The organism is Streptococcus sp. HMSC065E03 (assembly GCF_001815045.1).
Classification (GTDB): Bacteria; Bacillota; Bacilli; order Lactobacillales; family Streptococcaceae; genus Streptococcus; species Streptococcus parasanguinis_AD.
In genome coordinates this window covers 280,670-303,442 of record NZ_KV818852.1, presented here as the reverse complement: position 1 = coordinate 303,442, position 22,773 = coordinate 280,670, and the positions used below count along the sequence as shown (strand labels likewise).

The 22,773-nt window shown below is 44.1% G+C and carries 24 protein-coding genes; 13 read left to right on the top strand and 11 right to left on the bottom strand.

Annotation, left to right across the window (positions count from 1 at the left end; all coding sequences use genetic code 11):
* Positions 1-43: 43 nt before the first annotated feature.
* Genes HMPREF3002_RS06040 through HMPREF3002_RS06025 form a run of 4 tightly spaced genes read left to right on the top strand, consistent with a single transcriptional unit; the run spans position 44 to position 3,036 of the window.
* Positions 44-646: a hypothetical protein gene (locus HMPREF3002_RS06040; RefSeq protein WP_021153833.1), complete on the top strand. Its 603-nt coding sequence runs from the start codon at positions 44-46 to the stop codon at positions 644-646.
* On the top strand, positions 646-1,437 hold the full coding sequence (locus tag HMPREF3002_RS06035; protein WP_171963570.1) for an energy-coupling factor transporter transmembrane component T: 792 nt from the start codon (positions 646-648) through the stop codon (positions 1,435-1,437). The genes HMPREF3002_RS06040 and HMPREF3002_RS06035 overlap by 1 nt, the downstream gene beginning before the upstream one ends.
* On the top strand, positions 1,413-2,249 hold the full coding sequence (locus tag HMPREF3002_RS06030; RefSeq protein WP_070595476.1) for an ABC transporter ATP-binding protein: 837 nt from the start codon (positions 1,413-1,415) through the stop codon (positions 2,247-2,249). Before HMPREF3002_RS06035 ends, HMPREF3002_RS06030 begins: the two co-directional genes overlap by 25 nt.
* On the top strand, positions 2,236-3,036 hold the full coding sequence (locus HMPREF3002_RS06025) for an energy-coupling factor ABC transporter ATP-binding protein (protein WP_070595474.1): 801 nt from the start codon (positions 2,236-2,238) through the stop codon (positions 3,034-3,036). The genes HMPREF3002_RS06030 and HMPREF3002_RS06025 overlap by 14 nt, the downstream gene beginning before the upstream one ends.
* 81 nt (positions 3,037-3,117) lie before the next feature.
* Here the strand turns inward: HMPREF3002_RS06025 and HMPREF3002_RS11330 are convergent, their stop codons facing one another.
* Positions 3,118-3,246 (bottom strand): hypothetical protein, encoded by a 129-nt coding sequence (locus HMPREF3002_RS11330; protein ID WP_002878297.1) that lies wholly within the window; start codon positions 3,244-3,246, stop codon positions 3,118-3,120.
* A 14-nt stretch (positions 3,247-3,260) separates the two neighbouring features.
* Positions 3,261-3,422 (bottom strand): hypothetical protein, encoded by a 162-nt coding sequence (locus HMPREF3002_RS11005; RefSeq protein WP_176745571.1) that lies wholly within the window; start codon positions 3,420-3,422, stop codon positions 3,261-3,263.
* A 212-nt stretch (positions 3,423-3,634) separates the two neighbouring features.
* On the opposite strand from HMPREF3002_RS11005, the gene HMPREF3002_RS06020 reads away from it, so the two are divergent.
* Positions 3,635-4,573: an AEC family transporter gene (locus HMPREF3002_RS06020; RefSeq protein ID WP_070665594.1), complete on the top strand. Its 939-nt coding sequence runs from the start codon at positions 3,635-3,637 to the stop codon at positions 4,571-4,573.
* Between the two features lie 49 nt (positions 4,574-4,622).
* On the opposite strand, the gene HMPREF3002_RS06015 is transcribed toward HMPREF3002_RS06020, so the two are convergent.
* Genes HMPREF3002_RS06015 through HMPREF3002_RS06005 form a run of 3 tightly spaced genes read right to left on the bottom strand, consistent with a single transcriptional unit; the run spans position 4,623 to position 6,015 of the window.
* Entirely contained in the window at positions 4,623-4,955 is a 333-nt protein-coding gene (locus HMPREF3002_RS06015; protein ID WP_070665591.1) for a glucuronide permease, read from the bottom strand.
* Positions 4,956-4,989: 34 nt separating this feature from the next.
* Positions 4,990-5,460: an HXXEE domain-containing protein gene (locus HMPREF3002_RS06010; protein WP_003008702.1), complete on the bottom strand. Its 471-nt coding sequence runs from the start codon at positions 5,458-5,460 to the stop codon at positions 4,990-4,992.
* Between the two features lie 15 nt (positions 5,461-5,475).
* Complete coding sequence (locus tag HMPREF3002_RS06005) at positions 5,476-6,015, bottom strand: TetR/AcrR family transcriptional regulator (protein ID WP_207185529.1); 540 nt, start codon at positions 6,013-6,015, stop codon at positions 5,476-5,478.
* A 133-nt stretch (positions 6,016-6,148) separates the two neighbouring features.
* On the opposite strand from HMPREF3002_RS06005, the gene HMPREF3002_RS06000 reads away from it, so the two are divergent.
* A complete protein-coding gene (locus tag HMPREF3002_RS06000; protein ID WP_070665585.1) occupies positions 6,149-7,054 on the top strand; it encodes a cation diffusion facilitator family transporter in 906 nt (301 codons plus the stop codon).
* Between the two features lie 78 nt (positions 7,055-7,132).
* Positions 7,133-8,170, top strand: coding sequence for a zinc-binding dehydrogenase (locus tag HMPREF3002_RS05995; protein WP_070665582.1), 1,038 nt, complete (start codon positions 7,133-7,135; stop codon positions 8,168-8,170).
* A 54-nt stretch (positions 8,171-8,224) separates the two neighbouring features.
* Here HMPREF3002_RS05995 and HMPREF3002_RS05990 read toward each other — a convergent pair whose 3' ends face one another.
* The 4 genes from HMPREF3002_RS05990 to HMPREF3002_RS05975 form a co-directional block, all read right to left on the bottom strand.
* On the bottom strand, positions 8,225-10,939 hold the full coding sequence (locus HMPREF3002_RS05990) for a DEAD/DEAH box helicase family protein (RefSeq protein WP_070665579.1): 2,715 nt from the start codon (positions 10,937-10,939) through the stop codon (positions 8,225-8,227).
* A gap of 149 nt (positions 10,940-11,088) precedes the next feature.
* Positions 11,089-12,507 carry a VWA domain-containing protein gene (locus HMPREF3002_RS05985; protein ID WP_229099289.1) on the bottom strand — a complete coding sequence of 473 codons (1,419 nt, stop codon included), beginning with the start codon at positions 12,505-12,507 and terminating at the stop codon, positions 11,089-11,091.
* 301 nt (positions 12,508-12,808) lie between these two features.
* Positions 12,809-13,684, bottom strand: coding sequence for a LysR family transcriptional regulator (locus HMPREF3002_RS05980; RefSeq protein ID WP_070665573.1), 876 nt, complete (start codon positions 13,682-13,684; stop codon positions 12,809-12,811).
* Between the two features lie 111 nt (positions 13,685-13,795).
* A complete protein-coding gene (locus tag HMPREF3002_RS05975; RefSeq protein WP_023919061.1) occupies positions 13,796-14,146 on the bottom strand; it encodes a helix-turn-helix domain-containing protein in 351 nt (116 codons plus the stop codon).
* Positions 14,147-14,538: 392 nt separating this feature from the next.
* Here HMPREF3002_RS05975 and HMPREF3002_RS05970 point away from each other — a divergent pair, with 392 nt between their 5' ends.
* Together HMPREF3002_RS05970 and HMPREF3002_RS05965 are read left to right on the top strand one after the other, a co-directional pair.
* Positions 14,539-16,164, top strand: coding sequence for a malolactic enzyme (locus HMPREF3002_RS05970; protein WP_070665707.1), 1,626 nt, complete (start codon positions 14,539-14,541; stop codon positions 16,162-16,164).
* A gap of 83 nt (positions 16,165-16,247) precedes the next feature.
* Positions 16,248-17,195, top strand: coding sequence for an AEC family transporter (locus tag HMPREF3002_RS05965; protein WP_070665571.1), 948 nt, complete (start codon positions 16,248-16,250; stop codon positions 17,193-17,195).
* A 90-nt stretch (positions 17,196-17,285) separates the two neighbouring features.
* On the opposite strand, the gene HMPREF3002_RS05960 is transcribed toward HMPREF3002_RS05965, so the two are convergent.
* Together HMPREF3002_RS05960 and HMPREF3002_RS05955 are read right to left on the bottom strand one after the other, a co-directional pair.
* Positions 17,286-18,095 (bottom strand): Cof-type HAD-IIB family hydrolase, encoded by an 810-nt coding sequence (locus HMPREF3002_RS05960; RefSeq protein WP_070665568.1) that lies wholly within the window; start codon positions 18,093-18,095, stop codon positions 17,286-17,288.
* An 11-nt stretch (positions 18,096-18,106) separates the two neighbouring features.
* Entirely contained in the window at positions 18,107-18,850 is a 744-nt protein-coding gene (locus HMPREF3002_RS05955) for a DeoR/GlpR family DNA-binding transcription regulator (RefSeq protein ID WP_070665566.1), read from the bottom strand.
* 177 nt (positions 18,851-19,027) lie between these two features.
* Between HMPREF3002_RS05955 and HMPREF3002_RS05950 the strand changes: the two genes are divergently transcribed.
* From HMPREF3002_RS05950 to HMPREF3002_RS05935, 4 genes are read left to right on the top strand one after another with little or no spacing between them, the layout of a single operon-like run.
* Positions 19,028-19,597, top strand: coding sequence for a sugar O-acetyltransferase (locus HMPREF3002_RS05950; protein ID WP_049483785.1), 570 nt, complete (start codon positions 19,028-19,030; stop codon positions 19,595-19,597).
* On the top strand, positions 19,594-20,358 hold the full coding sequence (locus tag HMPREF3002_RS05945; RefSeq protein WP_049483786.1) for a nucleoside phosphorylase: 765 nt from the start codon (positions 19,594-19,596) through the stop codon (positions 20,356-20,358). The genes HMPREF3002_RS05950 and HMPREF3002_RS05945 overlap by 4 nt, the downstream gene beginning before the upstream one ends.
* 31 nt (positions 20,359-20,389) lie before the next feature.
* Positions 20,390-21,772 carry a TrkH family potassium uptake protein gene (locus tag HMPREF3002_RS05940; protein WP_070449318.1) on the top strand — a complete coding sequence of 461 codons (1,383 nt, stop codon included), beginning with the start codon at positions 20,390-20,392 and terminating at the stop codon, positions 21,770-21,772.
* Positions 21,773-21,781: 9 nt separating this feature from the next.
* Entirely contained in the window at positions 21,782-22,447 is a 666-nt protein-coding gene (locus HMPREF3002_RS05935; RefSeq protein ID WP_070665564.1) for a potassium channel family protein, read from the top strand.
* The last annotated feature ends 326 nt before the right edge of the window (positions 22,448-22,773 follow it).

The window sequence follows — 22,773 nt, the reverse complement described above, 5'->3', positions numbered from 1 at the left end:
AGTCTAAACAGACACGGCTCTTTAAAAACAAAAGGAGAAGATTATGAAAACAGAACCGATTCATCGTACCAGTATGTGGAAATTTAAGTTAAGTGCTGCCACCATGACTTTGATTCCCGCTGCCGTGGGGATTAACTATGTTGCCAAAGCCTTGGCGGAGGGGTTAAAGTTGCCCGTTTGGCTGGGGTCTTTGGGAACCTTTCTTGCCAGCATGTTGGCTGGGCCGGTTGCCGGTGCCATCAGTGGTTTCATCAACAACGTGATCTATGGGCTGACCTTATCGCCAATTTCAACCGTGTATGCGATTACCAGCATCGGAATTGGGATTGCTGTCGGAGTTTTGCACGCCAATGGGTGGTTCTCGTCAGCGCGACGAGTATTTGTTTCTGCTATTATTATTGCCATCGTTTCAGCTGTCATTTCAACGCCACTCAACGTCATCTTTTGGGGTGGTCAGACCGGTATCGCTTGGGGTGACTCATTGTTTGCGGTAATGGTCGCCAATCATGCACCAGTGTGGCTGGCCTCATTTACCGATGAGTTTGTCTTGGATATTTTGGATAAAGTCTGCGTGGCCTACCTGGCATTCTTCATCTATCGTCAGCTACCGAAGCGGATGGTGCACTTCTTTAGCGGTGATAAATGATGACTGATCAAACATTGATTTCTGGAGCGCCACGGGTCAAGCTCAAGTGGTACCAGGTGATCGATCCGATTACTAAGCTCTTGTTCATCTTGGACATGACGTTGTTGAGCTTTGCCAGTATGAATTTATTGCTTCAGGCCGGATTAATTCTTGTCGCAACACTGCTATTGTTATTTTCCAAATTGAGTTCTACCATCTTTAAGGCGCTGGGATTCAGCCTGTTTCTGATTTGCACCATGCTGATCATCCAAGGATTATTTTACAGTCGGAATCAAACTGTGCTGTTTTCTGTGCTTGGGGTGTCGTTCTACAAAGAAGGCCTGATTTACGCCACCACTCTGGGTTGTCGAGTATTGGTGATTATTTTGACCAGTGGCTTTTTTATGGTGACCACGAGTATTTCAGAAAACGCGGCCTATTTGGAACTGTCCGGATTGTCTTATAAAACCGTCTACGTTCTGATGTCGGTGTGTTATATTTTGCCGGAAATGATGCGCAATATGCGGAAAATCCAGCAGGCACAAAAAGTTCGCGGAACCAATCCGCAAAAAACGTTGATTCAGAAATTAAAGTCAGTCCTGCCGGTTCTAATTCCATTGGTGATTAAGACCTTGGATCAATCGATGGCGCGGTCGATTTCTCTCCAACTGAGAGGTTTTGATAATCCCAACCGGACTGTCAGAACCTCCCAGCGCGTGTATCGCCTGTCGCGGACGCTGCACATTGGTCTGACTGGATTGGCAATTTTATTGATTGGGTGGAAGATATGGACGAAGATAAACGGATTGTAATTGAAAATTTGACCACCCGTTATCCGGGTACTGAGCAACCACAACTGCGTCAGATTAACGCGGAGGTTCATACCGGCCAGGTGGTTGGGATTATCGGGAATAGCCACTCCGGCAAATCGACTTTGTGCCGTGTGCTGGCAGGGGTCATTCCCAAAATGGTGTCTGCTGAGATTGAGGGCGACTGGCACATGTTTGGCCAGCGAGTGTCCGACAATTGGCCCGTTTATAATGCCATGAATGGAGTTGTACTGCAAAATCCAGCTGGCCAACTAAGCGGGTTGGCAGACACGGTTGCCGATGAAATTGCCTTTGACTTGATTAATCAGGGAATGGCTGAAGGACTGATTCAAAAACGGGTTGAAGAAGTTGCGACGCAAATGGGGCTGATTGAACAGCTGAATTTGCGTCCCGAGAGCCTTTCCGGTGGTCAGAGCCAGCGGTTGGCAATTGCCACGGCGATTGCGGCTAACCCGGCTGTTTTGATTATGGATGATCCGACCAGTCAGATGGATCCCCTTGGTCGCCGACAATTTTTCCAATGGCTGGCCCAAGTCAAAGAGACGACTGTCTTCATTGTCACCAGTGAAATTGACGATTTGTGCGAAGTCGCCGACGTTGTGTGGGTGCTGCACGAGGGTCAAATGGTAGCCCAGGGCAGGCCGGGTGAGGTGTTTAATCATTTGGAAGCTGACTGGCAGATTCCAGCCCCGACAATCCAGCAACTTGCTCAAAAAATGGATTGGCGCTTGGCTGATGGCCGGTATCCGGTGAATGACGCTGAACTGAAGGAGGTTTGTTATGTCCACAATTGAACTGAACCACCTGACGTTCACTTATCCGGAACGGTCCTTTAGCTTGGATGTTGAAGACAAACTCTTCGCCGATCCGATGGTGGCGATTGTCGGCCAAAATGGTGCCGGCAAATCAACGCTCTTCAAATTATTGACGGGCTTGCTGACACCACAAACCGGTGTGATTAAGATCGATGGAGAAAATTTTAATGATCTTAAACCAGTCGAAAAGTTACTGAAGGTTGGGATTACTTTTCAGAATCCTGACGATCAGCTTTTTAACCCGACCGTTCAACGAGAGGTGGAGTGGAGTGTCGCGCAGGTCATAGATGACCACGACACGATTACGAGGCGGGCTTTAGCGGCTCTAAAAAGAGTTGGCTTGGATGATAAAACAGCTGAAAGTCCATATGACCTGTCATTGTCGGAACGCAAGCTGTTGAGCGTTGCCACAGTTTTGGCAGTGGATCCGGCGATTTATTTATTTGATGAGCCGATGATGTCGCTTGATTGGGAAAGCCGGCGCAAGTTGACCGCAATTTTCCATCAGTTGGCTGATTCGGGCCACCAAGTTGTGACCATCACCCATGACATGGATTGGGTCGCCGCCGAGTTTGAGTCGGTGTATGTTATGGAACACGGGAAGTTTGGCTTCTCCGGCAGTCCACGGGAATTGTTCAGCGATCACGAACTTGTCCAGCGAGTGGGATTACTACCACCGCGGATTATGGACATAGCGGAGTCGCTGGGTGATTCACAGACATATTTATCGGTTAATGATTATTACCAGAAAAATCGAGATGTATAGAAAAAGTCACCTCTGCGGGTTTTCCAGGTTGAAGGATTAACTTCAGCTTCTGGCAAGAACTCACATGGGTGACTTTTGTGTTTAATAACGTTTCATGATCATCGGGTGCTTCCTCAGATCACTTGGTTTGATTTTACTTTGTTTCATGGTCATAATCATATACCATTTCTTTTGGATCTTTTGTTTGACTAATACAAAATAGGTCTTCATAGGTCTTCGCATTTTTAGCGCCCATTAGGATCATCAGTATAATTTTCTGAATTAGGAGACTGTCCCGTCACTATTCGAACTTCGTCTCCCAACTTACGCTGTTCCCATTCATCCGCGAATCCTTTAAATCGCAATTCTGGAACTTTCTTTTTAACTGAATCATCTATTTTCGCCATAGTCCCCACCATTTTATTGGTTTTTCTTGATTTACCTTATCAACAGTCTCGTTGGTTGGTACCAATAGACCAAGGCGGCCAAGAAAGGCTACTAGTAACAATTAATAAATACAAGAGGTGGGCATGTTGCCCCACCTCTTTTTATGATATACTAGAGTAGTTTTTGAGACTTGTGGAAAAACGTTCATTTCAAAGAAGTAAAAGGAGAAAACATGGAGATCTTTTTGAGGAGTATATCAGGGATCCTGGTCATTCTAGGTATGATTTTAGTGGGCTTTGTCATAGGTGAAAAAGGCTGGTTTGATGACAAGTCACGTGGCCTGATCGCAAAATTAGTCACTCAAATTGCTCTTCCCTGCTATATGCTTTATACCATTACACAGCGTTTTACAGCGGCTGACCTCCTAAAAATGTTGCCAGAACTGCGTTTTCCTGCCCTGTCTATGGTTATTTTGCTTGGCATCGCGACAGGAGTAGCCAGGATCTTTGCGGTGAGACAGGACCGTCGTGGCCTCTTTATTTCCATGTTTTTTAACTCCAATACTATCTTCGTGGGGCTTCCTATTAACCAAGCTCTCTTTGGAGATGCCAGTATTCCCTATGTTTTGATCTATTACATGTGTAATACGACCTTTTTCTGGACCTTGGGGAGCTACCTGATCCAGCGAGATGGCGAAGGAGAAGCGCAGTTTGATATCAGAACCAGTCTGAAAAAAGTCTTTTCTCCTCCCCTCATGGGCTTTCTCTTAGGACTAGTCATGGTGATGCTGCAGATAAAGCTCCCTGCATTTCTAGCCAGTGATTTGCAGTATCTGGGCAATTTAACAACCCCCTTATCCATGATTTTCATTGGTTTGTCGGTATCTCATGTAGGCGTGAAGCAGTTGGTACTTGGAAAAGATCAGCTCCTCATTCTACTAGGACGCTTCGTAGTTGCTCCACTCCTAATGGCGACCATTGTTTACTGGGCCCCTCTTCCAAGCTTGATGAAGCAAGTCTTTATCATCCAGTCTGCCATGCCTGTGATGACTAATGCCCCGGTCGTTGCCAGGCTCTACGGAGCTGATAGTGATTACGCAGCGGTCATGGTGACAGAGACGACCCTTGCAACCATGGTGGTGATCCCTATTCTCATGCTGTTAATGGCTTAACAAATAGAAACTACAAAAGCTCAAGTTTTTCTGCAAACTTGAGCTTTTCTTATATGAGAGCTAATAAAATTGTAATCACCAGAGCGATGCCCATTCGAATCAGGTGGTGGACTGGGTGGAAGTTTCCTTTGTGTTTCCCATTCCAATAGGCCCCGTAGCAAATCAAACCACAGCCGATCAACCAAAGGACTAGAGAGACAATCGGTAAAAAGAAGTAGAGGGTGAGAGATAAGGTCGCAAGACTACTTCCGATGAGGAGAAATGTATTTCCTAGAGTGTGATTTCCTTTTTTAACTTCAGAAAGAGAAGCCAATAAGTGAAGAAGAGCAAAAGCAAGGGCAAAGAAGGCTGTCAAAAAGCCGAGAAGAATGGGGAAGAACATAGGGTTTCCTTTCTAAGATATGATTGCCTGAGTACTATTTTTTATGACTGATTTTATGAAGAATCATAAATGATACTACAAGATTTAAAATAATAACCAATAAGGTAAAAAGAGAGTAACCATAAAGTGTAATTGGAATTTCATTTTTGAGGGAAATGATAGAAAAGTAACTTGTTAAAATGCCCGTTAACAACCCAGGCACGTATTTTCGTATAACGATTGTTTGAATCAGATGTCCGAATACATGGTAGATATAAGCGATTATGATGCTTGCGTAAATGCTATAGTTATTAAACTGGTAACTAAGATATAGAGACGTCATTAGGATGAGAAATTGCTCCAAGACAATAAAGTTGAAAGCAAAAGGAGTGTAATAAGTTAGGATTCGATTGTTTGGATACTGGATTGATATTTTTTTGACAAAGGATGGCATCCAAACGATTTCTTCCAGTTCGTGAAGCATGAAGAGTGATGGAAATAGAAAGTAAAATTGTACGCTGGTCATTGAAAATACTCCCTTCTAGTTCGACCCCACTTTTAAAATCTCCAAATAAAACTGGGTCACTTCTTGTTCGGTGTAGGACTTGCCTTTTTTCAACCACCAGCTGAGGGTTTCGATGAAATGGCTGACGACCAGGTGTTTGAGGTAAGAGTGAGGGAGAGTTGGATGGGCCTTGATGAGTTCGTCGGCTACCATTGGGTAGACATCGTGTTCTAGTTCTTTTCGCAGTTGCCGTATAAAATAATCGTTTTTAGAGAGCAAGAGACTGGTCACATGATCTTGATTTTTCTTGAAATGCTGGAAGATATGGGCCAGATAGTCTTGTGGTGAGAGGTGTTCAGCACGCTCAAAGAGATGGTGAAAGAGTTTTTGACAGAGTTCATCTAGCAATAATTCCTTGCTCTCGTAATGGCTGTAAAAGGTCGAGCGCCCCACATCAGCAAGGTCTATAATTTCCTGAACGGTGATGGCCTCGTAGTCTTTTTGGTTGAGTAAGTGTAAGAAAGCTTGATAGATAGCTTTTCGAGTTTTGGTGATGCGACGATCCTGAGTATTCATATGGACAATTTGAACAAATTGTTCAGTAACGTACACCCTAAACAGTTTGCTCCTATCCTTTCTGTTGATAGTAGTGGATAATAGATAATGAACATGATGTTCATGAATCTATTATATCAGAGGATTAAGGATTATGAAGACAAAACATGCGGTCTGGATCGCTTTTTTCTTGAATTTGAGTTATGCCATTGTTGAGTTTATTGCAGGAGGGATTTTTGGATCCAGTGCAGTCCTTGCGGATTCGGTCCATGACTTGGGGGATGCAATCGCTATTGGGATCTCCGCCTTTTTGGAGAGTATTTCCAATCGTGAAGAAGACAGCCACTATACCTTGGGCTACAAGCGCTTTAGCCTTTTAGGGGCCATGGTAACAGCTGTGATTCTCATGACAGGGTCCGTTCTGGTTATTTTGGAAAATATAACGAAATTGGTTCACCCACAACCTGTCAACGATGAGGGCATTCTCTGGCTTGGAATCATAGCCGTCAGCATCAATGTGCTAGCGAGTCTCGTCATTCGCAAAGGGCAAACCAAGAACGAATCCATTCTCAGCCTGCACTTTCTGGAAGATACCTTAGGTTGGGTGGCTGTCATCTTAATGGCCATTGTTCTCCGATTTACCGACTGGTATATCCTGGATCCGCTCTTATCTCTTGCCATTTCCATCTTTATTCTGTCAAAAGCCATTCCACGTTTTTGGAGCACGCTCAGGATTTTCCTGGATGCCGTGCCAGAAGGAGTAGATATCCAGCAAGTCAAGAGTGATTTGGAACAGTTGGACCATGTGGCTAGTATCAATCAGCTTAATCTCTGGACCATGGATGGGCTGGAAAAGAACGCCATTGTCCATGTTTGTCTGGAGCATGTCAACCACATGGAGGTTTGTAAAGAAGCGATTCGTACCTTGCTCAAAGATTGTGGCTTTCAAAACGTCACCATTGAGGTAGATGAAGACTTGGCAACCCACCGAGCTCACAAGAGAAATATCGAAGACCTGGAAACTGATCAAGGTCATGGGCATGATCATCACCACCATTAATGACGACTTGGTATGAGCAGAAGCTCGATAAAAAGTGTATACTATAGATAAGTAAGCAATAGAAAGTAGGTCGTCCCTATGAAGAAAACAGTCTATACAGAAGCTGGGCAAGTGGGCCTTGTAGAAGTGGAACGTCCACAGATCGAAGCGCCAGATGATGTCATTCTCCGTATCGTTCGCACCTGTGTCTGTGGATCCGATCTATGGAGCTACCGTAATCCAGATATTGAAGCGGGGCACCAAAATAGTGGCCACGAAGCCATTGGGATTGTCGAAGAAATCGGTGAGGCCATTACAACGGTCAAACCGGGAGATTTTGTCATTGCACCTTTCACCCATGGCTGTGGAGAGTGTGATGCCTGTCGTGCTGGCTACGATGGGACTTGTGACCGTCATATCGGCACCAACTGGTCTGATGGAGTGCAAGCGGAGTACATCCGTTTCCACTTTGCTAATTGGGCCCTTGTCAAGATTCCAGGGCAACCTTCTGATTATACAGAAGCTATGCTTAAATCCTTCTTGACGCTAGCAGATGTCATGCCGACGGGCTATCATGCGGCGCGTGTAGCAGATGTGCAAAAAGGTGACAAAGTCGTGGTCATTGGGGACGGTGCCGTTGGTCAATGTGCAGTGATCGCAGCTAAGATGCGTGGTGCGTCTCAAATCGTCCTTATGAGTCGCCACGAAGACCGTCAACAGATGGCCTTGGAGTCAGGCGCGACAGCGGTTGTGGCTGAGCGTGGTGAAGAAGGGATTGCCAAGGTTCGTGAAATCCTCGGAGGAGGAGCAGATGCGGCCCTTGAATGTGTCGGTACCGCGGCAGCTGTCGATCAAGCCCTTGGGGTCCTTCACAATGGTGGACGTATGGGATTTGTCGGTGTGCCACACTACAATAACCGTGCCCTTGGTTCGACCTTCGCCCAAAATATCTCAGTGGCAGGTGGAGCAGCCTCAGTTACTACTTATGATAAACAAGTTTTGTTAAAAGCAGTTCTTGACGGTGATATTAATCCGGGTCGTGTCTTTACTTCAAGCTATAAACTGGAAGATATCGACCAAGCTTATAAGGACATGGATGAACGTAAGACTATTAAGGCTATGATTGTACTTGACTAACAAAAAATTCTAGTAGAGGATGTCTACTAGAATTTTTTTGTAGTGAAATCAGTTTTATTTCAAATCCGACATCACTTGTTTCTTGGTGAAGGTGCGCTCTTGTTTGTTAGCTAGAGCCTTGATGCGAGCATCTAGGAGAATGGCGCGACCTTCGACACTTCGGGTATAGACGAGGTCATACTTGCCTATACTCTTTCGGATTTGCGCGACAAAGGCTTGGGCATCCTCTTTCCGTTTGTCAAAGAGGCTTGGTACAGCGAAATATTCTGTTTGATCGGATACCTTTTCCTGTGCTTTCAAGATATAGCGCTGATTTTCAATCGGTGCGAAGAATTCGATTATGGTTTGCGAGAAGAGTTCCTTCTCCCGCATGGTTCCGCCCTTCAAATAAATCAGCGTGTTGATGGCATCCTTTCTGTCTCGTACGACTTGGATACGGGTCTCCTGGGTTTGAATATGCCCAGAGAGGAGCAAGGCTTGGTGAATAGCTTGTCCAAAGACCTCTAACCGTTTATAAGGGCTCTTATAGAGATAGTAGCGGAGCCAGGCAAGGAGAGCGAGAACAGCTAAAACGAATAGAAGAATTAGAGACGCTTTATTCCCTCCTCCTCTATGTGAATAGTAAAAAAGGTTGGCGAAAGCATCGGTCAAAGTGGCGGCCGTCAGCCAACGAGCCAGCTTTCTGGCATCGAAGAATAGGGCCAGAGGCAGGAAGTGTTTATCCACTTGGACCTCATTTGCAATCTCCATATTCTCCAGAATAGGCAGGGCTTTTTGCCAGCCGTCTCGGAGTTCTTGACGATGGGTGGAGCGCTCTAAGGTCTCTTCATTGAGTTTTTGTAACTGTTTTTTGGTATAGCGAATATTGTCAAAGGCTAGGCGTTCGATACCGGATTCGATGAAGGGCTCCTTGTAATGAAGGCCTAAAAATTGCTTCATCCGTCTTTCTAAGAGCTCCAAATCAGGACTGTATTCTTTCAACTGATCAGTGATGGCTTCGATCTCTTCCTTTTCAAGATCGGACTTTTCATACCATTTCTTTAGGGAAAGGTTGATAGAGACTAGATGCCAGATGTTACTGGTCTTGTCTGGATCCTCAGGCCACACTCGGATGGCACGACCCCGCATTTGGTTACTGAGCATAAAACTGCCGACAAAGCTCGCTAGGATCAGGGAATTGACGCAAGGAGCATCCCAGCCTTCCCCTAGAAGTGACTTGGTTCCAATGACGACTTGGATGAGCCCTTCTTGAAAGAGCTGGGTCACGGCTGTCACCAAATCATGCTGAGAACCAACCAAGCGAACCTTGAGAAAGTCATCAGGAGATAATTGGCCGACACTTTGGTAAGTCAGTCGATTCCCTCCTAGAAGCTCTTCTAGTCTTGACTTAGCGACCGTCGGAATGATGACGATGCTACCGGTCAAAACAGCGATGGCAGGAGGAGTTGCTTGCTCTAAGCTTTCCCTGCGAATGGATTCGAAATAAGAGAGAACTCCCAATTGAGTAAATTGGGCGTCCTTATCCCCGAGATGAACTTCAAAGTCTTGGCGGATATAGTCTGTTAGGACCAGTTGGCGCAGTTGATTTCCAAGCGCCTGGTATTCCGCCTTGAAAATCTCACGAACGGCATTGAGTTTTCCGAGGGATTGGTTGAGCAGAAGGTCTTGTTTTTTGTTGCGGACAAGTTTAACTTGTTTTCGATCGATCAAGCTGGCTGCTTTTAGTTCATGGAGGACTTGCTTCTCGTATTCCTCAGGTAGATTGTACCAGTGAGGCACTTGAAAGAGCAGACCTTGCAGGAGAATTTCAAGCCAGTCCAGGGTGAAAGTAGGTAGTTTCTTGGCTCCTAAAAGGTCCTGGAAACGTTTGGGAAAGGCGATTCCCTTGCTTCGAAGAAAGATCAAGGTAGCAGAGAGATACTTGGGCTCATTGAGTAGCTCATCATCACTGATCTGACCAGATAAGGCCTGGCAGGTTTGGAGGTATTGGCAAAAGAGAGGATCTGAAGTCAGTTGCTGCAAGAGAGCATTCTTTTGTTGGCTAAAAGCATCCAACTGCTCTTGCTCTTCCTTGGTTGGAAAGGCAAAGTAGACATAGTCTTGGTGAGGACAAAGGGTGTCTTCCTTGACCAATTCGGGAACCGTAATTTCCTCATCGATCTCACCACACATGCGGATATAGCGATCCCAAAGGGCAGGGTCTCCTTCATAGGGAGGGGTAGCGGTGAGGGAGATCATCTTTAAGTCAGGGAAGGCTTGACGAAAGGCTTCCAAACTCTTCCACCATTCATTGCGCAAGTGGTGACACTCATCTAAACAAAGGGTCCCGAGTGAGATGTCTTTGAAAGTAGTAAAGATATCAAAGCCTTTGAAATCAAATGTTTCAATCTCTGCCTGGTCATCGGTATCCTCAGCTTGCGATTGACCGACGACTTGGTTCATGGCACTGTGTAGAGCCTGATAGGTAGCCACTGTAATTAGCTTAGGATGTTTGAGGTCCTGAGAGATCAGTTGCTCTGCCTGGCTTTCATCTTTCAAGAATGCTTGGATAATCCGGTCCACCCATTGTTGACGAATGGTGACCGTAGGAGCTAAGATCAGGGTTGGCTGGCCGAAGCGTCTGATAAATTCGATTCCCAGGGTTGTTTTTCCAGAGCCAGGCGCTGCTACCAAATGCAGATGGCCATCCGCCATAAAAGCGTCACTCTTATCGAGAACGCGTTTTTGATAGCGTCTCCATTGGCCTGTAAAGGCTAGTTCTTGTAACATTGGTTTCCTCCCTTGTACTGTCCCCATTATATCATAGCGGAGGACAAGAATTTCTTGGTAGAAGTTGAAGATTTCCGCTTTCTAATGAAAATAGCAAAGGGGAAATTTTGAGTGATAAAAAGCCCAATCAACGGATTAGGCTTTTCATGTTAGTCTTTCTTTGTTTTACGAGAGAGGCCAAAGGCAGCACCCATGCTAAGAAGACCAAGACCTAGAGTCGTCAAAGCAATTGAGGTCTTGCTTCCTGTATTTGGAAGGCTTGCTTCTTTTTGAGGAAGAGCTGCTGGTGCGATATAAACTTCCGTTTTCACAGGCTCGTTTTTAGCCGGTGTGAATACGGTCGGTTTCGCAGGGGTTACAACAGCCGGTTTTTGAGGAGTAGGAGTCGGTGTTGCAGGCGTTTGGATGCTAGGTGTTTGTGGTTTTGCTTTCGCCACACGATGAGTTTTTGAGATCAACTCATACTTGTCTGTTTGTACCTTGAAGACACGACCTTTTTGGACGGTTTCAACGACTTTATTGGCAAATTGAACGTTCAACAAGTTAGCAAAGTTTTTGTCGATATCTAGGTAGAGACCATTTGTTCCATTGACCAATGGATCAAAGTCTTTTTTTTCACGTGTTTCACCAACCACTGTCAAAGAGATACCAGCATCTTGAAGGGCTTTCAGTGTCGCTTCTTTTGTTGGTGTATCCTTTGTAAGATCAATGTCCTCATCTGTAATCAAGAAAGCAAAGCGATGGTTGTTTGCCCCAGTCCCCCAGTTGTAGTCTCCTGAAGTAGCGATATGATGCAATGGAACAGTAGCATTTTCATAGTAGCCATCAGTTTTGATGGTTTTCAGGGCGGAAATGAAGCTTTCTGGATCACTTGTGAACTTCGATCCATTGAAATCATGGTATTTAACTTCACTAGCTCTTTCGTATTCAGCTAATCCTAAACGGGCTTGAATTTTCTTAGCAGATAGATTGCGAACAAAGGACTCGATATTCTTCATTGTATCATTGATATGTGAATCCATCGAAGTTGATTTATCGATGACAAAGACGATGTCTGATGTTCCTTGGACTTCTTTTTTGTTGACGACATCGGCTTCTTTTGTCACTTCGACTACAGTTGTTTTGTTGACTGTTTCAGTTGTTGTCTCAGTGTAGTCAGCTGTTTCTTTGGTTGATGTAGCTGTCTTGGTAGAAGAGACTGGTTTTGAAGTGCCAACAGGTGTGTCTTGATCGGCTAAGCTAGTCGTTTTGATGGTTGCTGTTGAGGTAGTGGTGGTGTCTGCACCGTCTGTTTTAGCAGATGGGCCAGTTTTTTTGACGTCCACAGCGATGACATCTCCAGTTTTTGCTTTATCAGCAGGAACAACTGGTGTATTGGCTTTGGCGTTGATTTCTTCTGTTGCAGCAGTGATAGGTGATTTTGTTGCTGTAGTAGCTGCAGGAGCAGCTTGGGTTGTTGCAGGTGCAACGTCATCAGCAGAAGCAATAGTCGTTCCTGTGAAGACCGTTCCTAAAACAACGGAAGCTAAAGTTAAAGTTTGTTTACGTGAAATAGTATATTTTTTCAAAATACGTCCCCTTTTTAATAAACTTTTTTCTATCATACAGGTTTTTGAAAAGCTTGTCAACGGTATAATAATCAAGGCTTTGCGAGCTTTTTATATCTCTAATTATTAATAATAAGCTGAATAAGCAAAATATACACAAAATAATTTAATTATACAATACATACGAAAGAAAATAGGATTCCCACAAATTTGCAGGAATCCTTATTTTATCGGCATTTCTACTATATTTTTTAGTCGTAAAAAATACTAGCTAGTCACTTTATTTATGTTTCTAAATCAGGACAAAGAATGGAGGTTGTGATTAGCTTAGTAATTTTTCAAAGAATTGGATGACCTCCGGTTTGAGATTACTTTCCCTCGGTTCAACTAATGAAACGTAAAAGCTGATCCGTTCGTCTTCATCCATCGGAATGGCAATCAATTCCTCTTCATCATCTGTTAGTGCAAGATCTGCTAGTAAACTGATCCCCACTTGTTTACGAAGAAGTTGTTTTAGGAGCTGAATATCATCCGTCTGAAAGAAGGGCGTAGCCTCATGGTGATAGCGCTCATTCAACAGTTCAAAGGCTTTTAAATGAACAAAGTGCTCATCTGGAATGATAAAATCTTCATCGATGACGTCTGAAAATTGTAATACTTTTTTTGAGGATAGTGGATGGTTGTGATGAAGGATATAGAAGAGATCTCGTTTGGCCATTTCTCTTACCTGGAAGCGATGATCTTTAATCGGTTCTAAACTCCCTAAAAAACTAGCATCTAGTTCTCCTTTGGAAAGTAATTCCAAAAGTTCGACAGACCCTTCTTGAACAGGATGGATACTTTGAAGAGCTGCAACATTACTGATAAAGGCGGGTTGTTTTCGGACAAGATAGTCAATGATGATTGGTGGGAAACCAATCGTATTGAATTGAGAGAGACTCCGGAGGATCTCTTTTTTAGCCCCTTGAATCTCAGGTAGGACCTTTTGAATATGTCGTAGCAAGATTTCTCCTTGGGGCGTTAATTTGAAAGTACGGTGAGAAGGATCGTGCGCGATTAATGGGCAGTGAAATTCCTTTTCTAGTCGTTTAATCGCATAGGAAACGGATGGTTGACTGATCCCGTGTTTTTGGGCAACCCCAGTAAAGGATTGCTGTTGACTAAGATCAAAAAAATAATAAAAGTCCTTAAGATTCATTGGGCTCCCTCTTCTAAATAGACAGACATGGATAAGCAAAAATTATCCGTGATAGCTAATTTGACTATATGATTTTTTGTTTGTTACAATCTGAGGTGAGTCAGAGGACCATTAAAGGCTATCTAAAAGATCTTCAAAAATCGTTAGGATCTTTTCCCTTTTTCCAACTGGAAGTTGTTTAATTTTCATGTTTACTCTCTTAAGTGAAAGGCTGTCAGTAGGATCTGAAGACGCTTCGAGTGAATCAAAATTGAAGAATTCTTCAGGCGTTAACTCAAGAGCAGAAATGACTTTTTCAAGACTGTGAATGGTCAGATTCACGTTTTGATTTTCCAATTGATTGATGTATTTTAATCCAAGATCTGCCCGTTCCGATAGCTCCTCTTGACTCATGTTTTGTTTTTTTCGCAAATATTTGACCTTTTGCGCTATATACCGTTGTAAATAATGTTTTGTTTTCATGTAACCAGAATACAAGTTTTAAATGACAAAAATAACACCTTAAACAAAACAAAGTATTTTATAACAAACATATTTTAGATTTATTATCTATGGTTTTTATAGGTATTGATCATCATAAGTGGAAAAAAGAGTACCTGAAAACAGTGGATCTTTTGATGAGAATAACCTTCTAAAAGGTGGAAAGGAACAGGCTTTTTTAAGAGATGACCGTGACTATCTAGGAAGTGATGGATAAACCTATTATTTTGTTATCTATTGAAATCGCATCATTTTCGGTTGTATCGCCTGAACTTTCATTGAGTGATTCATTTATATTGTATCATATATAGAACAAAGTGTCATTTAATGCAAATAAGTGGTATAATAAATTAAACTAATAAGGAGGTCACATGATGACTGCACATGATATTTTAAACAACCCTTTCCTTAACAAGGGAACTGCCTTTACCTTAGAGGAACGTCAGAAACTAGGTCTCATTGGCCTCCTGCCACCTTACGTTCAAACCATTGAAGAACAAGCAGCGCAAACTTATGCGCAAATGCAAACGAAGGTTAACGATTTGGAAAAACGTTTGTTCCTAATGGAAATTTTTAATACCAACCGTACCCTTTTCTATTACCTGTTTGCTCAACATTTGGAAGAATTTAATCCCATTGTCTATGATCCAACCATTGCCGATACCATTGAGGGTTATAGCGACCTCTTTGTTGATCCACAATATGCCGCCTATCTTGATATCAATCATCCTGAAAATATCGAAGCAACTTTGAAAAATGCAGCAGGGGACCGTGAAATTCGTCTTATTGTTGTGACAGATGCAGAAGGTATTCTTGGTATTGGAGACTGGGGAACAAATGGTGTCGATATTTCTGTTGGGAAACTGATGGTCTATACTGGAGCTGCAGGAATCGATCCTTCAACGGTGCTTCCTTTGGTCATTGATGCAGGTACCAACCGTGAAGAATTGCGTAACAATCCTAATTACTTAGGAAATCGTCACGAACGGGTTCGCGGAGATCGTTACTACGACTTCATTGACCAATTTGTTCAAACAGCAGAACGTCTCTTTCCTAAACTCTACCTTCACTGGGAAGATTTTGGTCGCTTGAATGCAGCCAATATTCTTGAAAAATACCGGAAACAAATTCCAACTTTTAATGATGATATTCAAGGTACAGGAATCGTTACCTTGGGTGGTATCTTTGGTTCACTGGATATTAGTGGTGAAAAATTAACAGATCAAGTTTATCTCTGCTATGGTGGTGGTACTGCGGGCGCAGGAATTGCCTCTCGTGTTCTTCGTGAAATGGTGAGTGAAGGTCTTTCTGAAGAAGAAGCCTATAAACGTTTCTTTATGGTTGATAAACAAGGTCTTCTCTTTGATGACATGGATGACCTAACCCCTGAACAAAAACCGTTTGCTAAGAAACGTGCTGACTTTAGTAACGCAGACAAGTTGACTGACCTGCTTGAAGTAGTGAAGACTGTGAAGCCAACCATTCTTGTAGGAACTTCAACTCAACCTAATACCTTCACTAAAGAAATAGTAGAGGCTATGTGTGAAAATACAGAGCGTCCGATGATTTTCCCTTTGTCAAATCCAACCAAACTAGCAGAAGCTAGTGCCAAAGATTTGATCGAATGGTCAGATGGCAAAGCTTTTGTCGCAACAGGAATTCCTGCTGATACAGTTTCTTATAAAGGTGTCGACTATGTGATTGGTCAAGCCAATAATGCCTTGATTTACCCAGGTCTTGGTCTAGGTATGCTGGCTTCTGAAGCAAGTCTTTTGACTGATGAAATGATTGGAGCAGCGGCTCATTCATTGAGTGGTATTGTCAATCCAGGCCAACCAGGAGCTCCTGTCTTGCCACCATTCAAGTATGTAGCAGATGTTTCTATTAAAGTAGCAGAAGCAGTCGCTAAAAAAGCACAAGAGCAAGGTCTTGCGTGTGCTAAGGAAACAGATATGGCCAAAGCAGTTCGTGATTTGAAATGGTACCCAGAATATAAATAAGTAAATTTAATTGGGGTGTACGAGTGCGACTGGATGCCTCGTACGCCTTTTACTGTATGTCCTATTATATAGAAAGGGAGACTATGGAAATCTTTATAACGTCAATTCAGAGTATTGTACCCATTATCGTCATCATCATTCTTGGTTATTTCTTGCAAGTCCGCGGTTGGTTCCAAGAGAGTTTCGGAAATGACTTGTCTAAACTTATTATGAATGTGGCCATGCCCGTTGCAATTTTCACCTCTGTTCTTAAATATTTAACTTTAGATAAGCTGATTAGCTTGTCTGGCGGTTTGCTCTATACGTTTATCGCCTTCATTCTTGGTTACCTAGCGGCCTTTATCGCGGTGAAAGTTTTTAGAGTGCGCCCAGGACGCCGAGGAACCATGATTAATACCTTTGTCAATGCCAATACCATATTTATTGGTTTGCCTTTAAATATCGCTCTGTTTGGAAATCAAGCCCTTCCTTATTTCTTAGTGTATTATATTACAAATACAGTATCTACTTGGACATTAGGTGTCTATCTGATGACTTCTGATAGTAAAGAAGGGGCTTCAAAACAGGCTCAAAAATTTAATTGGAAGAAGCTTTTCCCAGCTCCTTTATTAGGTTTTCTCGTAGCCCTCGTCTTTTTGGTGTTGCGTATTCCTGTTCCAAGTTTTGCAGAAAGCACCTTGACTTATATTGGTAGTTTAACAACGCCCTTATCTCTTGTCTATATCGGTATCGTCCTAGCTAAGGCAGGCCTTAAGACGATTCGCTTTGATAAAGATACCATTATCACACTGGTTGGTCGTTTTATTCTTGCACCTGTCATCATGCTCTTGGTTCTGAAGTTCTTCTCTCCAAATATGGTGGCACCAGAATTTAGAACCTTTATGATTCAATCAGCAACACCAGCTTTGGCAGTTCTTCCTATTCTTGCCAATCAAGGTAAAGGCGATGTTGAGTTTTCAACGAATGTGGTCACTCTCAGCACAGTCTTATTTGTGATTGTGGTTCCAATTCTGCAGACATTGTTGGGATAGCATTTATATGAAAATGATGTAGTTTTAGTGCTATACATTCGTCAAAAAGGACGTCGGATATTATACTCGACGTCCTTTTTAAACGGATGACTAGATCAACACATAGGTTTCAACCGCATGCCCAGCCCCGTTTTCATTGTTGGTCTTTGTCACGACTGCTGCTCCCTCTTTCACTTCTTGTGGAGCGTTGCCCATAGCGACACCGATGCCTGCTTTTTTGAGCATAGGAAGGTCATTGAAGTTGTCCCCCATGGTGAGGACTTCTTCTAAGCTCAAGTGGTAGTGATTAGCGAGCTCAACCAGAGCATCCTCTTTAGAGACGTGCTTAGCGGTAACTTCTAGGTAGTTGGCTTTGGAGAGATAAAAGGCGGTAGAAGGGAAGTCGTCGGCAGAAATAGCACGATAGAGGGCTTGGATCTCTTCTGCATCTCCAATTAAGAGCAATTTGTGGAGGGGCTTTGTCGTATCCAGCAAAGGATCCAATAGGGGAAGAATAAGAGGTTTTTCCCCTGTAATCCGGGCTTCCTCTCGGCTCCATTGGTCGAGATGATCGGTCATCCAGTCTTTTCCGCTATAGAGGTTGATCGAAACTTGAGGGAAGTGTTGGTTGGCCCAGTCGATAAACTGACGAGCTTCATTCTTGTCTAAGGGATGCTCAAACAGAACCTGCTCGCCTTTTTGAATCAAGGCCCCGTTGTAGCAGGCCATGGGGCAGTCTTCTATACCGAGTTCTTTGGCAATGGGTGCCATTCCTTTGGGGGAGCGAGCAGAGGCTAGCACGAAAGGGATCTCTTCACGCTTTAAATCTGGGATCAGAGTCAGTAAATCAGAATCGATCTGGTGTAGATCATTTAAGATGGTGCCATCGATATCGCTGATGATGAGACGGATGTGAGACATAAAATTACCTCCTAGTAAAGAATAGTGGTTTCGTTGCCAACTTGTTTTAGGATTTCCGGGCTTGGTTTTTGGTCGGTAATCCAATAGTCAAATTGCTTGAGATGAGCGAGATAGTAGTTGGCATTTTGGGAGAACTTGATGCTTTCTGCCACCAGCACCTTGGTACGAGCTCGTTCAAAAACGAGAGACTTGACGGCAACGTCTTCGGCATCTTCAAAGGTGACCTCGCCGTTGGCTAAGCTACTCGCTCCAAAAAAAGCGAGATCAAAGCGAAGATTGTCCAGTATTTGTGCTTGATTCGCGTCATAGTAGAAGCGGTTTTTAGGGTAGAATTTTCCTCCTAAAAGATGAAAGTCAACCTGGGAATGACTACTGAGCTGGATAGCATTGTCAAGGGAATGCGAATAGACTGTGACTTCCTTATTAAGCAAGCCAGCAAGCAGGGTCATCGAGGTGGAAACGTCGAGAAAGATCACTTGGCCATTTTGGATCAATTGCAGGGCCTTTTGAGCCATGGTAGTCTTTTCCTTGTTAGCCTTTTGACTGCGGTCTAGATAAGAAGGGCCAGGTTCTTTGTTTAAGGGAAGGAGCCCACCGTGGGTCCTGCGGACCAGCTGGCGTTGGCTAAGGAGAGCGAAGTCTCGACGGATGGTATCTTTTGAGACCTTAAAATAATCAACCATTTCTTTAGCGGATAGCTGTTTTCGCTCTTCTAAAAGTTCTAGGATTTTTTCGAGCCGTTGTTCCTGGTACATGAATTCGCTCCTTATTTCTGTTCTTGTCTTTATTGTACATTATTTTGTAAGCAAATGCAAGTTTTGTTAAGTATTTTTAAGTGTTTATGATCTTTTTTCTTGCAAACCCTTATTCTGACGTTTGTTTTAAAGGTGGAATTCTGCTATAATATGTCAAAATAACGTGGAGGTTTCCTTATGGCCAGTGAATATGAAAAAATGATTGCGGGTGACTATTATAGACCTGCGGACCCTGAATTACGGGCTTTGGCAAAAGCCTCTCGGGAGAAACAGGAAGCTTTTAACCAAGAGGTGGATCCTAAAAAAGGTGTAGCTATCATCAAAGAGTGGTTTGGTTCAACCGGTGAAAACCTCTATCTCAATCGTCAGGTTCTTGTGGATTATGGGGTCAACATCCATCTGGGAGAAAATTTCTATGCCAATTACAATTTGACCATGTTGGACATTTGTCCTATCACGATTGGAAAGAATGCCATGATTGGTCCTAATTGCCAATTTTTGACCCCCTTACACCCACTGGATCCAGACGAGCGCAATTCTGGTCTGGAGTATGGCGCTCCGATTACAATAGGGGACAATTTCTGGGCAGGAGGAGGGGTCACCATCCTTCCTGGTGTGACGCTGGGTGACAATGTGGTTGCTGGCGCAGGAGCAGTCGTGACCAAGTCCTTTGGAGACAATGTGGTCCTTGCAGGAAACCCAGCCCGTGTCATTAAAGAAATACTCGTCAAAAAGGAGAAACAATGATCCATAAACATGAAATACCCATTTTAGAGTTTGACGACAATCCGCAGGCAGTCATTATGCCGACCCATGAGGGGTTAGACCTGCACCTACCCGAAAAATGTGTTTATGCTTTCCTGGAGGATGAGATTGATCGCTTTGCCAAAGCTGTTGGAGCCAAACAAGTAGCTAGCTTTGTCTCAGCTACCAAGGTCTATCCGGTCTATGTTATGGAGCACCAAGGAGAGAAAGTCTGCTTGGCCCAAGCGCCAGTTGGATCTGCAGCTGCTGCCCAATTCATGGATTGGTTGATTGGCTATGGGGTGAAGAAGATCATTTCCTCGGGTAGCTGTGGCGTCTTGGTAGATATAGAAGAAAATGCCTTTTTGATCCCGACCAAGGCCTTGCGAGATGAGGGAGCTAGTTACCATTATGTAGCGCCTTCTCGTTATATCGAAGTGGACAGTCGTGCACTGACCGCCATCGAAACTGTCTTGAAAGGAAAAGATATTCCTTATCAAGAGGTCATGACCTGGTCGACGGACGGTTTTTATAGAGAAACACCTGACAAGGTGGCCTATCGCATTGAAGAAGGGTGTCGTGTTGTGGAGATGGAGTGTGCCTCACTTGCAGCGGTCGCCCAGCTTCGTGATGCAGTTTGGGGCTTGCTCCTATTTACCGCAGATTCTCTTGCAGACCTGGAAAATTATGACCAGCGTGACTGGGGTGCTGAAGCTTTTGAGAAGGCCCTAGAATTGTGCCTAGAGATGGTTCATCACTTGTAGGTCTTTTCACTTTTTATGATACAATGAAGCTATGTTAGTCAAATTATTTTTTAAACAATGGCAGGCCAAAATTAAAAGCCTGTCTCCGGCAAGGCGAATATTTCTCAGCTTTGCCTTAGTTATCCTGGTGGGCTCGCTCTTATTGAGTCTGCCCTTTGTCCAGCAAGCGAGCTCAAAAGCAGGCTATATCGACCACCTCTTTACAGCGGTCTCCATGGTCTGTGTGACGGGGCTCTTTACCCAGTCGGTGGCTTCGACCTATAATGGTTTGGGACAATTGATCTGTATGCTCTTGATCCAGATCGGAGGCTTAGGGATCTTGACCTTTATCGGTCTCTTCTTTATGGAAGGTCGCCAAAAACTTAGTTACAAGGACCGGCAGACCATTCGAGACAGTTTTAGTTTTAGCAATAACCAGAGCTTGGCCCGTTTTGTCCGCTCCATCTTTATTACCACCTTTACCATCGAAGGAGTGGGGGCCTTGCTCCTCATGACCCGCTTTATCCCTCGCTTTGGCTGGGGGCATGGGATCTTTAACTCCATCTTTGTTGCGGTCTCGGCCTTTTGTAATGCGGGCTTTGATAATTTTGGGGGCGATAGTATGATGAGTTTCCAGACCGATTGGTTGGTCAATCTGACCTTGTCTGCTCTGATCATTACCGGAGGCTTGGGCTTCATGGTCTGGTTTGACCTAGCCACCAAGGCCCGCAACCAATCTGGACGCCGGACTCTTCGCTTTCACACCAAGGTGGTTCTCTGGTTAACAGCTGCTATCCTTCTCTTTGGGACAGTGACTAGTCTTATGACCGAGTTTAATAATCCAGCAACGATTGGGTCCCTTCCGTTAGGAGAGAAGATCTTGGTCAGCTTCTTCCAAACTGTCAGTATGCGGACGGCTGGTTTTGCCTCGTTGGATTATACAGCAGTCCGGCCAGTGACGCTCTTTATCTATCTCTTACAGATGTTCCTAGGTGGGGCACCAGGCGGGACAGCAGGGGGGATGAAGATCACCACCTTCTTGGTGCTAATTCTCTTAGCGCGCAAAGAGTTGCTCGGCTTGCCACATACCAACCTGGGTAAGCGCACCATCGCACCAGACTTGGTCCAACGCTCTTTGGGGACGGCAGTGATTTTCCAGTTGACTTTTCTCCTTGGACTCTTTGGCCTTTGTCTCGTGACTCCGGATGGTCAACGCTTTTTGTACCTGGTCTTTGAGGTAGTATCGGCTCTAGCGACAGTAGGCGTGACAGCCAATGTGACCTCGACCTTAAATGGAGCAGGGCTGGGGATCATCATGGTGCTTATGTTTATCGGTCGGATCGGCCCCTTGACCCTCATGGTCAGTTTGAACAATTACAAAGCCAAAAAAGCAGATGCCTTGCAATATGCCAAGGCAGACATCATTATCGGATAGGAGAGACTTATGGCAAATCGAACCATTGGAATTCTGGGCTTAGGGATTTTTGGACAGAGTGTCTTAAAAACCCTGCAGGACCAGGATGTGGATATCATCGCAATTGACGATCACGAAGATGTGATCAACCAGTATGAATCTATGATTACAACTGGAATTGTTGGAGACATTACGGAAATGGACCTCTTGGATGCGGCAGATATTGGGAACTGTGACACAGTCGTGATTGCGACAGGTGAAAACCTGGAGTCCAGTGTCCTAGCTGTCATGCACTGTAAGGCATTGGGCGTCGAGCACGTCATTGCTAAGGTCAAGAATGAAGTGACCAAGGAAGTTCTTGAGAAGATTGGAGCTGATTTGGTCATCCTACCAGAGGTAGAAGCGGGGATGTCTCTAGCTAAGATGATCCTCTTCCAACACGGGATTGAAGTCTTCCAGTTGGATGAAGCAGTGGTGGTGGCTGAGTTTACGGTTCCAGCTAGCTGGGTAGGAAAAAGCCTTCAGGACTTGGCTGTCAGAGAGGAGTACCATCTCAATATTATCGGCTATCGAGATGCGGAAGACCAACCGCTTCATATTCAGATTGCTCCCGACTTTATCTGGCCAGAAGGGGTGCGCGTGATGGCGGTGACAGACAACCAGTATCTGGATAGAATCCAAGACTTGTTAGACTAATCGTGTAATTGAGAGTGGGACAGAAATCGGTAATTCATTAGAATTCGATTTCGTCGTCCCTCCTTCGCACAGTTGAGTAGGGCTGTAAAAGCTGATGAAATCAGCGTAGTAGAGCCCATCAACCACTGCGTCTTGCTCGACAATCCAAAAACAATTAAGAGGCTAGGACTTTTGTCCCAGCCTCAGAATGTTGATAACCTATTTTTTAACTAAAATAGGTGAAATGATTCTGCAGAAAAATGATTTTTAATTTTTACTCCGCAGACGCCCTCTGTATCTTAATTTAGTCATAGAACTTCCTGGATTGCTGAAATCATCCACTGGAT

Bases quoted from the DNA above. Each gene is read 5' to 3' on its own strand.
- HMPREF3002_RS05980 (WP_070665573.1), bottom strand. From the start codon at position 13,684: ATGAATCTTAAGGACTTTTATTATTTTTTTGATCTTAGTCAACAGCAA.
- HMPREF3002_RS06000 (WP_070665585.1), top strand. From the start codon at position 6,149: ATGAAGACAAAACATGCGGTCTGGATCGCTTTTTTCTTGAATTTGAGT.
- HMPREF3002_RS06025 (WP_070595474.1), top strand. From the start codon at position 2,236: ATGTCCACAATTGAACTGAACCACCTGACGTTCACTTATCCGGAACGG.
- HMPREF3002_RS05955 (WP_070665566.1), bottom strand. From the start codon at position 18,850: ATGTACCAGGAACAACGGCTCGAAAAAATCCTAGAACTTTTAGAAGAG.
- HMPREF3002_RS05960 (WP_070665568.1), bottom strand. From the start codon at position 18,095: ATGTCTCACATCCGTCTCATCATCAGCGATATCGATGGCACCATCTTA.
- HMPREF3002_RS05995 (WP_070665582.1), top strand. From the start codon at position 7,133: ATGAAGAAAACAGTCTATACAGAAGCTGGGCAAGTGGGCCTTGTAGAA.
- HMPREF3002_RS05945 (WP_049483786.1), top strand. From the start codon at position 19,594: ATGATCCATAAACATGAAATACCCATTTTAGAGTTTGACGACAATCCG.
- HMPREF3002_RS06015 (WP_070665591.1), bottom strand. From the start codon at position 4,955: ATGTTCTTCCCCATTCTTCTCGGCTTTTTGACAGCCTTCTTTGCCCTT.
- HMPREF3002_RS05935 (WP_070665564.1), top strand. From the start codon at position 21,782: ATGGCAAATCGAACCATTGGAATTCTGGGCTTAGGGATTTTTGGACAG.
- HMPREF3002_RS11330 (WP_002878297.1), bottom strand. From the start codon at position 3,246: ATGAAGACCTATTTTGTATTAGTCAAACAAAAGATCCAAAAGAAATGG.
- HMPREF3002_RS06035 (WP_171963570.1), top strand. From the start codon at position 646: ATGACTGATCAAACATTGATTTCTGGAGCGCCACGGGTCAAGCTCAAG.
- HMPREF3002_RS05975 (WP_023919061.1), bottom strand. From the start codon at position 14,146: ATGAAAACAAAACATTATTTACAACGGTATATAGCGCAAAAGGTCAAA.
- HMPREF3002_RS05940 (WP_070449318.1), top strand. From the start codon at position 20,390: ATGTTAGTCAAATTATTTTTTAAACAATGGCAGGCCAAAATTAAAAGC.
- HMPREF3002_RS06040 (WP_021153833.1), top strand. From the start codon at position 44: ATGAAAACAGAACCGATTCATCGTACCAGTATGTGGAAATTTAAGTTA.
- HMPREF3002_RS06030 (WP_070595476.1), top strand. From the start codon at position 1,413: ATGGACGAAGATAAACGGATTGTAATTGAAAATTTGACCACCCGTTAT.
- HMPREF3002_RS06010 (WP_003008702.1), bottom strand. From the start codon at position 5,460: ATGACCAGCGTACAATTTTACTTTCTATTTCCATCACTCTTCATGCTT.
- HMPREF3002_RS06020 (WP_070665594.1), top strand. From the start codon at position 3,635: ATGGAGATCTTTTTGAGGAGTATATCAGGGATCCTGGTCATTCTAGGT.
- HMPREF3002_RS05970 (WP_070665707.1), top strand. From the start codon at position 14,539: ATGACTGCACATGATATTTTAAACAACCCTTTCCTTAACAAGGGAACT.
- HMPREF3002_RS05990 (WP_070665579.1), bottom strand. From the start codon at position 10,939: ATGTTACAAGAACTAGCCTTTACAGGCCAATGGAGACGCTATCAAAAA.
- HMPREF3002_RS05965 (WP_070665571.1), top strand. From the start codon at position 16,248: ATGGAAATCTTTATAACGTCAATTCAGAGTATTGTACCCATTATCGTC.
- HMPREF3002_RS05950 (WP_049483785.1), top strand. From the start codon at position 19,028: ATGGCCAGTGAATATGAAAAAATGATTGCGGGTGACTATTATAGACCT.
- HMPREF3002_RS06005 (WP_207185529.1), bottom strand. From the start codon at position 6,015: ATGAATACTCAGGATCGTCGCATCACCAAAACTCGAAAAGCTATCTAT.
- HMPREF3002_RS11005 (WP_176745571.1), bottom strand. From the start codon at position 3,422: ATGGCGAAAATAGATGATTCAGTTAAAAAGAAAGTTCCAGAATTGCGA.